The sequence below is a fragment of the Rhizobium sp. Root1220 genome, assembly GCF_001426265.1.
GTDB lineage: Bacteria > Pseudomonadota > Alphaproteobacteria > Rhizobiales > Rhizobiaceae > Rhizobium.
In genome coordinates this window covers 365,435-376,925 of the sequence record NZ_LMDG01000012.1, presented here as the reverse complement: position 1 = coordinate 376,925, position 11,491 = coordinate 365,435, and the positions used below count along the sequence as shown (strand labels likewise).

The window sequence follows — 11,491 nt, the reverse complement described above, 5'->3', positions numbered from 1 at the left end:
AGGGGAATTGGACTTGCAGGTTGGTATCGATATGGGAATGGCGTCCGGGGGCAATCCGGCCACGCTCGATATCGAGGAGCTTCTGGCCACACGCCTTCTGGTTCAGGGCAATTCCGGCTCCGGAAAATCGCATCTGCTTCGTCGCCTGCTGGAGCAATCAGCGCAGTGGGTGCAGCAGGTCATCATTGATCCGGAAGGCGACTTCGTTACGCTCAGCGATAAGTTCGGCCATGTCGTGGTCGATGGCGAGCGGACGGAAGCCGAGCTTTCCGGCATTGCCAACCGTATCCGCCAGCACCGCGTTTCGTGCGTTCTGACGCTTGAAGGGCTTGACGTCGAGCAACAGATGCGCGCCGCGGCCGCCTTTCTCAACGGCATGTTCGATGCCGATCGCGAATACTGGTATCCGGTTCTCGTCGTGGTCGATGAGGCGCAGATGTTTGCGCCATCCGTCGGCGGCGATGTTTCGGAGGACGCACGCAAGATGTCGCTCGGTGCGATGACGAACCTGATGTGCCGCGGCCGCAAGCGCGGTCTGGCGGGCGTGATAGCAACGCAGCGCCTTGCCAAGCTTGCCAAGAACGTCGCGGCCGAAGCCTCTAACTTTCTGATGGGCCGCACTTTCCTCGACATCGACATGGCGCGTGCCGCCGATCTTCTCGGCATGGACCGCCGCCAGGCCGAAATGTTCCGCGATCTGAAGCGTGGTAATTTCGTCGCCCTCGGCCCGGCATTGTCGCGTCGCCCGCTGCCCATCCAGATCGGCATGGTCGAGACGTCGGCGCGCTCTTCGAGCCCGAAGCTGATGCCGCTGCCGGATTCGCCCCAGGATGTCGAGGATCTGATCTTTACGCCGGATCCAGAAGAGTTCCAGCGGCCGCTGATGCGCCGAGCAGCACCGGCGCCACGGCCGACGACGGATATTCTGGCCGAGCTTTCACGCTCGACGCCGGCCGCCGCTCCGCAGCCCACCGAAACGCGGCCCAGCCAGCCGGAAATGTCTCCCGAGGACCGCGAAGCGCGTCTTGCGGCCGTGCTTGGCGAAATCCTCGACGACCCGGGCTCCGGTTTCCGTACCGACTCGGTGCTCTATCAGGAGTTTCTCGTCCGGTTGCGCATGCGCCGCGTGTCGGGATCGCCGATGTCGCTGCCGGAGTTTCGACGCAGAGTGGCCATTTCCCGTTCCGGCGTCGATGCGGCGACGGCCGAGACCGATGCCTGGGCGACTGCTCTGTCGCTTTCGAACGGTGTTACGGACGATTTGCAGGGCGTGTTCCTGATGCTCGCAAAGGCAGCGGTCTGCGGCGAGCCGTGCCCGTCCGACGCCCGGATCGCCCGTGCCTACGGAACGCATTCGGCCCGTCGTGCCAGGCGCCTCCTTGGTTATTTCGAGGAGCATGGGACCGTCGTCGTGCACACAGATTTCTCGGGCAAGCGCGTCGTCGCTTTCCCCGACATGAACTGCCAGACGGCGCCAGGCGACGCCAATGCGCCTGACATTGACGATCTCAGGTCCGCGGCAGAATAGTTCTCGTCGTTCCCTTTCTGGCAGAAGCGCTCATCTTCTCCCAGGGGGCTTAGGCGTCCTGCTTTGTCACACGCATTTCATCGCGGCGGAGGATAAAAACGCGCGGCCGTGGGGGGCCGTATGCGTTAATAAGGGAGATTCGTCATGCGGAAGAGAATTCATCGCAATGTGTCACAGGCCCTCGCTGCCGCTTTGCTCGCGACTGTCGCGATTCAGCCGGGCTATGCCGAGGATGCGAGCGGCAAGCTTCTCGATCGCGGTGCAAGCGCCGACCTCAGCGTGCCCGGCGGGGCTCGTCGGCTCTCCGGGGATATCACGGCAGCCTACCGTGCGGCGATCGTCGATGGCCGGCCGAAGAACGTGATTCTGCTCATCGGCGACGGCATGGGCGATTCGGAAATCACCATCGCGCGGAACTATGCTGTCGGCGCCGGGCAATATTTTCCCGGCATTGATGCCCTGCCGGTGACCGGCCAGTACACACACTACTCGCTGGACAAGAAGACGGGCAAGCCGACCTACGTGACCGATTCGGCGGCATCAGGCACAGCCTGGGCAACGGGCGTGAAGAGCTACAACGGCGCGATCGGCGTCGATATCCACGAGGCCGCGCATGAGACATTGCTCGAGAAGGCAAAGGCAGCTGGTCTTGGCACCGGCAACGTTTCGACTGCCGAACTTCAGGATGCGACGCCGGCGGTACAGATCGCACATGTCACGCAGCGCAAGTGTTATGGCCCGGAGGCTACCTCCGAGAAGTGCGCTAGCAACGCGCTTGAAAACGGCGGCAAGGGATCCATCACCGAGCAGCTGCTGAATGCACGCGCTGACGTGACGCTCGGTGGCGGCGCCAAGAGTTTCGGCGAAACCGCGAAGGCCGGCGAATGGAAGGACAAGACCCTGCACCAGCAGGCCGAAGAGCGTGGCTACAAGCTCGTCTCCAACCTCGACGAATTGCAGGCCGTGAAGCAGGCTAACAACGACGCGCCGGTGCTCGGTCTCTTCGCGGATGGCAACATGCCGGTCCGCTGGGAGGGCCCGAAGGCGAGCCACTACGGCAACATCGAGAAGGAACCTGTCGTCTGCAAGCCGAACGAGAAGCGTACGGCCGCTACACCGACTCTGGCGCAGATGACGTCCAAGGCGATCGAACTGCTGCGCACCAATGAAAAGGGCTTCTTCCTTCAGGTTGAAGGCGCATCGATCGACAAGCAGGACCACGCAGCCAACCCGTGCGGGCAGATCGGCGAGACGGTCGATCTCGACGAAGCCGTGCAGGAAGCGCTCAAGTTCGCACAGGAAGCCGGTGATACACTTGTCATCGTTACGGCAGACCACGCCCATGCCAGCCAGATCGTCGACGCGGACACCAAGGCACCGGGCCTGACGGAAGCGTTGATGACCAAGGATGGCGCGGTCATGGCCGTCAGCTACGGCAACTCGGATGACGAGAACGACCAGGGCCACACAGGCGCCCAGCTGCGTATCGCCGCCTACGGCCCGCGTGCTGCCAATGTCAGCGGTCTTACGGACCAGACGGATCTTTTCTATACGATCAGCGACGCGCTCGGTCTGAAGATCGAAACGGTCGGCATGAAGTAGGGTCGTGCGGACTCGAAAATCGAGCGGCTTTGATCGGTTGGCGCGGAATGTGTTTGACATTCCAGCGGCTTCCTCCTAAAGACCGCGCCAGCACGGGGCAGCAATGTCCCGTGTTTCATTTGACATGTCCCGTGGATCTTTCCAGTTCGCGAAACCGGAAAATCCTGTCGGGCCTCCCAAAAAGGGGCCAAAGGAGGGCGTGTTTCCTTCGAGCTGTTTGGTAACAAACAGCCGTAACATTCTGAAAGGAAATACGATGAGCAAGCGCGAATCGTCCAAGTACAAAATTGACCGCCGTATGGGCGAAAACATCTGGGGTCGTCCTAAGTCCCCGGTGAACCGTCGCGAATACGGCCCGGGCCAGCACGGCCAGCGTCGCAAGGGCAAGCTTTCGGACTTCGGTGTGCAGCTGCGCGCCAAGCAGAAGCTGAAGGGTTACTACGGTGACCTGCGCGAGAAGCAGTTCCGCGCGATCTTCGCTGAAGCCGACCGCCGCAAGGGCGACACTTCGGAAAACCTCATCGGTCTTCTGGAATCCCGCCTGGACGCGATCGTCTACCGCGCCAAGTTCGTTCCGACCGTTTTCGCTGCACGCCAGTTCGTAAACCACGGCCACGTGACTGTGAACGGCGTCCGCGTCAACATCGGTTCTTACCGTTGCAAGGCCGGCGACGTCATCGAAGTGCGTCAGAAGTCCAAGCAGCTCGTTTCGGTTCTTGAATCGGTTGGCCTGGCTGAACGCGACGTTCCCGAGTACATCGAAGTCGACCACAACAAGATGGTTGCTACTTTCGCTCGTGTACCGGCTCTCGCTGACGTGCCTTATGCCGTCATCATGGAACCGCATCTGGTGGTCGAATTCTATTCGCGTTAATCGCGAGGCGTTTTCGCATACGGAAAGGCCGCCTCTCGGGGCGGCTTTTTTGTTATCTGGAGAGATGATAATGACGGATTTGCAGGCAGTCCTCGACGGCATCTACGCGGAGCTCGCGCCGAGGATCGGCGAGGGCAAGGTGGCGGATTACATACCGGAGCTTGCCAAGGTCGATCCAAAGCAGTTCGGGTTGACGGTCACGACGGTCGACGGCGGAGTCTACAGTGTCGGCGATACGGCCGTACCGTTCTCCATCCAGAGCATATCCAAGGTTTTCATGCTGACGCTGGCGCTGGGCAAGGTCGGCGAGCAATTATGGAAGCGGGTCGGGCGTGAGCCTTCCGGGTCTGCCTTCAATTCGATCGTGCAGCTCGAACAGGAAGCCGGTATCCCGCGCAACCCCTTCATCAACGCCGGCGCGATCGCCGTCAGCGACGTCGTCATGTCGGGGCACGCGCCACGCGAAGCGATTGGAGAGTTGCTGCGGTTCGTGCGCTATCTCGCGGACGACGATTCCGTCACGATCGACGGCAAGGTCGCAAAGTCCGAAACTCGGACGGGTTTTCGCAACTTCGCGCTTGCGAATTTCATGAGGTCCTACGGCAACCTCGACCATCCGGTCGAGCATGTGCTCGGCGTGTACTTCCACCAATGTGCGCTGTCGATGACATGCCAACAGCTTGCAAAAGCAGGATTGTTTCTGGCGGCGCGGGGCAGCAATCCGGTGGCGGGCTTGTCGGTCGTTTCGCCGAAGCGGGCGCGGCGCATAAACGCGCTGATGCTCACTTGCGGTCACTACGATGGATCCGGCGACTTTGCCTATCACGTCGGTCTTCCTGGGAAGAGCGGTGTCGGCGGCGGGATTTTTGCCGTTGCGCCCGGGATTGCGTCAATGGCGGTCTGGTCGCCTGGGCTGAACAAGGTTGGAAACTCGCAACTCGGCGCCGTCGCACTGGAGATGCTGGCAGCGCGCACGGGATGGTCGGTTTTCGGCGATTGATGCTGTGTTGCGCTGCGCCTTTCTGCTAGAGCAGATCAGACTCTGATTGGACAAAAAAATGAACATCGCAGCGAACATTGCCGATGAACTGGAGACGGTGGAAACCGAGGGTGGCATCGCGCATGCGCTTTTTGCGGATGCGCCAGGCTCCGTCTCGTTCAACAAGTTGCGGAAGCGCCTGCTGCGCCAGATGAGGCAGGCGTTCGATGATTTCGGCATGCTCAACGGCCAGAAGCGCTGGCTGATCGGCGTCTCGGGCGGCAAGGATTCCTACGGGCTGCTGGCGCTGCTGCTGGACCTGCAGTGGCGCGGCTTGCTGCCCGTAGAGCTGATCGCCTGCAATCTCGATCAGGGGCAGCCAAACTTTCCGAAGCATATTCTGCCAGAATACCTCACGCGGATCGGCGTAAAGCACCGTATCGAGTATCGAGACACCTATTCGATCGTGAAGGAGAAGGTGCCTGCGGGCGGAACATACTGCTCGCTCTGTTCGCGCCTGCGTCGGGGCAATCTCTATCGGATCGCCCGGGAAGAGGGTTGTGACGCACTGGTGCTCGGCCATCACCGCGAGGATATTCTCGAAACCTTCTTTATGAACTTCTTCCATGGCGGGCGTCTTGCCTCAATGCCGGCGAAGCTCCTGAATGACGAAGGCAATCTCATGGTCCTTCGGCCGCTCGCCTATTGCGCCGAAGACGATATGGCGAAATTCGCGGCTGCCATGCAATTCCCGATCATTCCCTGTGATCTTTGCGGATCCCAGGATGGGCTGCAGCGCAATGCGATGAAGGACATGCTTGCCGACATCGAGCGGCGCATGCCGGGGCGCAAGGATACGATGCTGCGCGCCCTGTCGCACGTGAACCCTTCCCACCTGCTCGATCCCAAGCTTTTCAATTTCGCAGGCCTGATGGCCGGTAAGGCTACGCCGAGAAGTGAGTAACCGGCGCTAGGCGCAAAAAGGACATGCCATGGCTTCCAAGATAGATGTAACGACGCTTGCCGATCTGCTGCGGCGCGCGGCGAAGGCGGAGATACTGCCACGATTCCGGCGGCTCGGCAGTAACGACGTGCGTGCCAAGAGCGAGGCGACCGATCTGGTGACGGAGGCGGACCTGCAGGCCGAGCGTATGATCAAGGCCGAGGTGGCTGCGCTGTGGCCAGAGGCATTGTTCATTGGCGAAGAGTCCGTTGCGGACGATTCCGCACTTCTCGGGCGGCTTGCAGGCAGCGAGCTTGCGATCGTTGTTGATCCTGTCGACGGCACGTTCAACTTCGCATCTGGTATTCCTGCCTTCGGCGTCATGGCGTCGGTCGTGGCCAATGGCGAGACGGTTGCCGGTATCATCTACGATCCGATGGGCGACGACTGGGTTCTGGCCGAAAAGGGCGGCGGCGCGTGGCTCAGACGCCCGGACGGCGAAGCGGAGCGGCTTTCGGTGGCCAAGCCGGTCGTGCTCGACCAGATGGTCGGCATGGCCTCGACCGGTTTCCTGCCGAGGGGAAAACGCGATGAGGTGCTCGCCAATCTCGCCAAGGTGCGATTCCTCGCAAACTATCGCTGTGCGGCCCACGAATATCGCGCCTTCGCGGGTGGGCATGTTCACTACCTGATGTACAACAAGCTGATGCCATGGGATCATCTTGCTGGCACGCTGATCTCGCAGGAGGCGGGCGCCCATGCTGCGCGGTTCGATGGCTCCCCTTATCTTCCGCATCACGTCGACGGCGGGCTGCTGATCGCGCCCGACAGGGAAAGCTGGGACCTCCTGCGGCGCGAGGTGTTTACCGTCTAAATATGAAAAGGCCCGGCATGCCGGGCCTTTTCATCAGAAGTGTCCGCCGCCCGGATCCAGTTTCGGATCGTCGCCGGGATGCGTGAAAAGTTTGCCCCCTTCGGCCCAGAGCGTTGACACGATGCTGATTGCGCCAAACAGGGCGAAGCCGCCGAACAGAGGCTGAACGGTGCCGTTGAAAAGCTGACCGACCGTGCCGCCAAGAATGGCGCCGAAGGTGGTCGAAACGAAACCGGTGACCGAGGTCGCGGTGCCGGCGAGGTTGCCCATCGGCTCAAGGCTGATGGCGGTAAAGTTGGTGGCGATGACCGCAAACATCATCAGCAGGATCGTGAACAGCGCGTAGGCAAAGGCGAAATCGGGTTTTCCGCCCAGTGCCTTGAAATAGCCGATGGCCGAAATGATCGTGAAGAGGATCATTGCAACATGCGAGATGCGACGCATGCCGAACTTTCGCACGAAGAAACCGTTGGCGAAGTTGGCGATGGCAATGCCGCCGGCAGTGGCGGCGAACGCGATCGGCAACCAATCGCCTAGTCCGTAGACTTCGCCGAAGACCTGCTGCACTGAGATGACATAGGCGCTGATGACGGCCGTGAACATCGTAAGCCCGATCATATAGCCGCAGGTGATCTTGTTGGTGAGAACCGTCTTGAAACCGTCCACCACATTGCCCACGGAAAGCGGTATGCGCTCTTCCTGGGGCAACGATTCCTTGAGCCGCATCAGCCCCCAGACGAAAAGGATCGCACCGACGATGCCGAGAAGGATGAAGATCCAGTGCCAGTTGGCGTAGGCGATAATGAGCTGTCCAACGGACGGGGCGACGATTGGCACGATCATGAACACGATCATGACGTAGGACATGACGCGGGCCATCTCACGTCCGCCGAAGCAGTCGCGAACGATCGCCATGGTTGTGATGCGCACGGCGGCGCCACCAAGGCCCTGAACGAAGCGCATGATCAGCAGCATCTCGAAGCTGCCTGTTGCTGCCGCAGCAAACATCGCGAGCACGTAGACCGCGAGACCGCCGAGCAGGATGTTTCGTCGACCGAAGGTGTCCGACAGGCTGCCGAAGATGATCTGTGATACGCCGAAGCCAAGGAAGAAGACGCCGATGACCAGCTGGGCGTCATTGGCATTCGCGACACCTAGTGAATGGCCTATGGCGGGCAAGGCAGGCAGCATGCTGTCGATCGCCATCGCCACGCTCGCCGTCATGATAGCGATGGTGATGACAAACTCGACGAAGCCCATGCCGATGCGGCGGGACCCCTGATTCTCGGTGTGCGGCTTATGAGGCGGCGTCATTATGCGTATCCTGAAAAGTGAAGTCGTTTCAAAGAATCAGACAGCCGGGTTGTGCGGCTGAAAGAGGCGGCCTTTCTCGGCTATCAACACGAATACGAGGCCGATGATCGATACAGTGAAATAACCTGCGACCATCGGGAGTGCGGTTCCGTTGAATGCCTGGCCGATGCCGGCACCGATCAACGCCCCGCCAACTGTGCTCATGAAGCCGAGCACGGACGATGCCGTTCCGGCCACATGGCCCAGTGGCTCCATTGCCAGGGAGTTGAAGTTCGAGCCGATCCAGCCGAACTGAAACATCGCAAGGCCGAAGAAGCCTATGAAGAAGGGGAAGGGCATGGGGTGCGGACCGATCAGAAGAACGAACAGCCAGATCGTGTTGATTGTGATGAAACCGAGCAATGCTCCATGTGATAGACGCCGCATTCCGAGCTTGCCGACCAGGCGCGAGTTGAGGAAGGACGACATCGACATGAAGATCGCGACGCCCGCGAAGGCGACAGGAAAATAGGCGCCAAGGTCGTAGATCCCGACATAGATCTGCTGCGCTGAATTGATGAAACCGAACAGTGAGCCGAAGATGAAGGTGGTGGCGATCGTGTAGCAGAGCGCGATGCGGTTGGTCAGGACGAGCTTGAAGGCGCCGAGAACCGAGCGGGCGGTGAAGGGGCGGATGTTTGCCGGGTTCAAGGTCTCGGGAAGACGCACATAGGCCCAGCCGGAGATCAAAGCTGCCATCACCGCGATGAACACGAAGATCAGGTGCCAGCTGCCGAAAAACATGATGATCTGGCCGCTGCCAGGAGCGATGACTGGAACGATCATGAATACCATCATGATCAATGACATGACTTCCGCCATCTGCCTGCCGCCGTAGATGTCACGCACGATCGAGATCGTGATAACCCGGGTGGCGGCCGAACCAATGCCCTGGACGAAGCGAAGCGCCAGCAACCCGGCGAACGACGGCACCAGTGCAATACCGAGTGCGGAACAGATATAAATTCCGAGGCCAATGAGGAGCGGTGTACGGCGGCCGAAGCGATCTGAAAGCGGACCGTAGAACAACTGTGCGAGGCCGAACCCAAGCAGATAGGATGAGACAACAAACTGTCGGTGGTTTTCGCTTTCGACACCCAGGCTCGCTCCGATCTGTTGAAGTGCCGGAAGCATGATGTCGATGGCCAAGGAATTGATCGCCATCAGGAAGGCAGCAAGCGCGATGAATTCACCTTTGCCCATGGGCCTTCGGCCCGCGTGCACGGTTTGTGATGAATCTGCCACAATGAAATTCCCAAAAACAGGCCAAGGCGCTGTTCAGCACAGCGCCTCGGACAAAAATACAGGTTTGGAAACCGGGCGGACGCCCGGTGACCGATCAGGCGGCGCCGCGAACGGTAATGCCGTTTTCCTGGAAGTGCTGCTGCAATTCACCCGCCTGGAACATTTCCCGGACGATGTCGCAGCCACCGATGAATTCGCCCTTGACGTAGAGCTGTGGGATCGTCGGCCAGTTCGAGTAGTCCTTGATGCCCTGGCGGATTTCCGAATCGGCGAGCACATTGATGCCCTTGTAGTCGACACCGATGTGATCGAGAATCTGGACGATCTGGCCGGAGAAACCACATTGTGGAAACTGCGGTGTGCCCTTCATGAAGAGGACGACGTCGTTCGTCTTGATCTCGTTGTCGATGAATTCGTTGATACCGCTCATTGGACACCTAATCCTTTCAACAGGCAGGTTAAAGGCCCGCCGTTTCAATCGTTAAGCTTAGATAGCATGTGATAGGCGGATTTCCAGCAGGCGGAACCAAAAAAAGACCGCCTAGTGGTGCTTCAAAAAAAGATTGTTGCACTAACGATACGTCGGCAGGCTGCATGCGTCGGCATGTTTCATCGCATCCGAGCGAAACCGGTGAAATCCGTCGAGCAACGGGCGCACGCTACCGGGATTTAGCCACAATTTTCTCCGAAGCAGCCTGCCAGGCTTTTGCCGCCTTGGGCGGCCGAGAAAGAAAATATGCAAGCCAATTCAAAAAGGGTGGTGCTTCACTTCCCTGGGTTCGAACCGCTTGATGGCGCTGCCCACAGGGCGCGCTATGCGCGATCAGCAAAGCAAAGCGCTGCTGTCTGGAATTTCGACGTCTCGGTAGGCGATGCGGCGGAAGGGTCTTATCCGCTGTCCTTCGCTGTGGCGGCGAGTGGCGATGGCTGGGACATGCGCAGTCGGTTCCACATGTTCGATCATGACGTGCTGCTTCGGCGTCTTCGATCGAAAAGCGTATCCGGCCAGATCATCGCGGGCTTTCTCAGCGCAGCCCGTATCATCGCCGATGGCGGCATGCTGGGCTACTTCCGTTATGCATGGCGGTTCGGGCTCTTCTTCCTTTTCCCGTTCCTGATGATGATGCTCGGCTTTTCACTGAGTGCCACCATTGCCGTCATTCCGCTCGACTTGGAACTTGCGCCGCTGCATTTGTTGTGGAGCCTTGCGCTGGCGCTGGGGTTCTTCGTTTTTGCCTTCCTGCCTGCTGCCGAGCGGTTCTACACGCTGCACCTTTTCGCCGACTGGGAGATGGCCGTCGCGATGGGCAGGATGGATCGTGCGGACTTCAACGAGTGGCTCGATGAGTGTGCAGCGGCAGCCCGGACCGCGCTTGGGGAGGCGGCGGACGAGTACGTGATCTCGTCCCACAGTATGGGGTCGAATGTTGCCGCGCACGTCATCGGCATGCTGCTGGAAAGGGACCCTGGCATATTCGACGGCAAGCGCGTGATCTTTGCGACCCTCGGCTCGGCTATCCTCCAGTGCGCGCTGCTGCGACCGGCGCACCAGCTGCGCTCGCGGGTGGGGCTGATCGCCCGGTGCCCGAACATCGAGTGGCGGGACATACACTGCCTGACGGATGCAATCCATTTCTACAAGGTGCGCGTCGTGGAGGCTTGCGGACATCCCGACGCGCCGCAGCCGGAGATAGTCTTTATCCGGGTCAAGCAGATGCTGACATCCGAGCACTACAAGAAGATCAAGAAGGACTTGCTGCGCGTTCACCGGCAGTACGTTCTCGGTCCTGATATCAGGGCGCCGTTCGACTTCACGTTGCTGACGGCGGGGCCATTGCGGCGTGTACCGGCAGACTGCTACCGACCGGAAATCGAGAAAACAATGGAATTATCGTGATCGCCTGGCGATTGATGCGATAAGCCGTCCTCGAAACCGTCGTGGTCCGTGACAACTGCATCAAAGCATTCAATGAAGGCCTAGGACCACGACCGCGGTGCGCTATATCAGCCATTGCCGCCGATCCTCTTCATCTAGATGCGCACGCGGCCTACGGTTCAGCGAGGCTTACCATGTCAAGCGAATGGCCAATGTA

The 11,491-nt window shown here is 59.9% G+C and carries 10 protein-coding genes; 7 read left to right on the top strand and 3 right to left on the bottom strand.

Features of this window, described 5'->3' with window-relative positions:
- Nucleotides 1–13 precede the first annotated feature (13 nt).
- The 6 genes from ASC90_RS11150 (at nucleotide 14) to ASC90_RS11125 (ending at nucleotide 6,800) form a co-directional block, all read left to right on the top strand.
- Nucleotides 14–1,528, top strand: a complete 1,515-nt coding sequence (locus tag ASC90_RS11150) for an ATP-binding protein (protein ID WP_056539688.1) — start codon at nucleotides 14–16, stop codon at nucleotides 1,526–1,528.
- A 144-nt stretch (nucleotides 1,529–1,672) separates the two neighbouring features.
- Entirely contained in the window at nucleotides 1,673–3,130 is a 1,458-nt protein-coding gene (phoA, locus tag ASC90_RS11145; RefSeq protein ID WP_056539685.1) for an alkaline phosphatase, read from the top strand.
- Between the two features lie 256 nt (nucleotides 3,131–3,386).
- Nucleotides 3,387–4,004, top strand: a complete 618-nt coding sequence (gene rpsD / locus ASC90_RS11140; protein ID WP_056539683.1) for a 30S ribosomal protein S4 — start codon at nucleotides 3,387–3,389, stop codon at nucleotides 4,002–4,004.
- Nucleotides 4,005–4,074: 70 nt separating this feature from the next.
- Nucleotides 4,075–5,004 (top strand): glutaminase, encoded by a 930-nt coding sequence (locus ASC90_RS11135; protein ID WP_056539682.1) that lies wholly within the window; start codon nucleotides 4,075–4,077, stop codon nucleotides 5,002–5,004.
- Nucleotides 5,005–5,062: 58 nt separating this feature from the next.
- Complete coding sequence (ttcA, locus tag ASC90_RS11130) at nucleotides 5,063–5,947, top strand: tRNA 2-thiocytidine(32) synthetase TtcA (protein ID WP_056539680.1); 885 nt, start codon at nucleotides 5,063–5,065, stop codon at nucleotides 5,945–5,947.
- A gap of 28 nt (nucleotides 5,948–5,975) precedes the next feature.
- Complete coding sequence (locus ASC90_RS11125; protein WP_056539677.1) at nucleotides 5,976–6,800, top strand: inositol monophosphatase family protein; 825 nt, start codon at nucleotides 5,976–5,978, stop codon at nucleotides 6,798–6,800.
- Nucleotides 6,801–6,833: 33 nt separating this feature from the next.
- On the opposite strand, the gene ASC90_RS11120 is transcribed toward ASC90_RS11125, so the two are convergent.
- From ASC90_RS11120 to grxD, 3 genes are all read right to left on the bottom strand, one after another.
- Complete coding sequence (locus ASC90_RS11120) at nucleotides 6,834–8,114, bottom strand: multidrug effflux MFS transporter (RefSeq protein WP_056539673.1); 1,281 nt, start codon at nucleotides 8,112–8,114, stop codon at nucleotides 6,834–6,836.
- Between the two features lie 36 nt (nucleotides 8,115–8,150).
- Nucleotides 8,151–9,356, bottom strand: a complete 1,206-nt coding sequence (locus tag ASC90_RS11115; protein ID WP_056539666.1) for a multidrug effflux MFS transporter — start codon at nucleotides 9,354–9,356, stop codon at nucleotides 8,151–8,153.
- Between the two features lie 136 nt (nucleotides 9,357–9,492).
- Nucleotides 9,493–9,828: a Grx4 family monothiol glutaredoxin gene (grxD, locus tag ASC90_RS11110; RefSeq protein ID WP_056539662.1), complete on the bottom strand. Its 336-nt coding sequence runs from the start codon at nucleotides 9,826–9,828 to the stop codon at nucleotides 9,493–9,495.
- Nucleotides 9,829–10,134: 306 nt separating this feature from the next.
- Here grxD and ASC90_RS11105 point away from each other — a divergent pair, with 306 nt between their 5' ends.
- Nucleotides 10,135–11,295 carry a hypothetical protein gene (locus ASC90_RS11105; RefSeq protein ID WP_056539659.1) on the top strand — a complete coding sequence of 387 codons (1,161 nt, stop codon included), beginning with the start codon at nucleotides 10,135–10,137 and terminating at the stop codon, nucleotides 11,293–11,295.
- The last annotated feature ends 196 nt before the right edge of the window (nucleotides 11,296–11,491 follow it).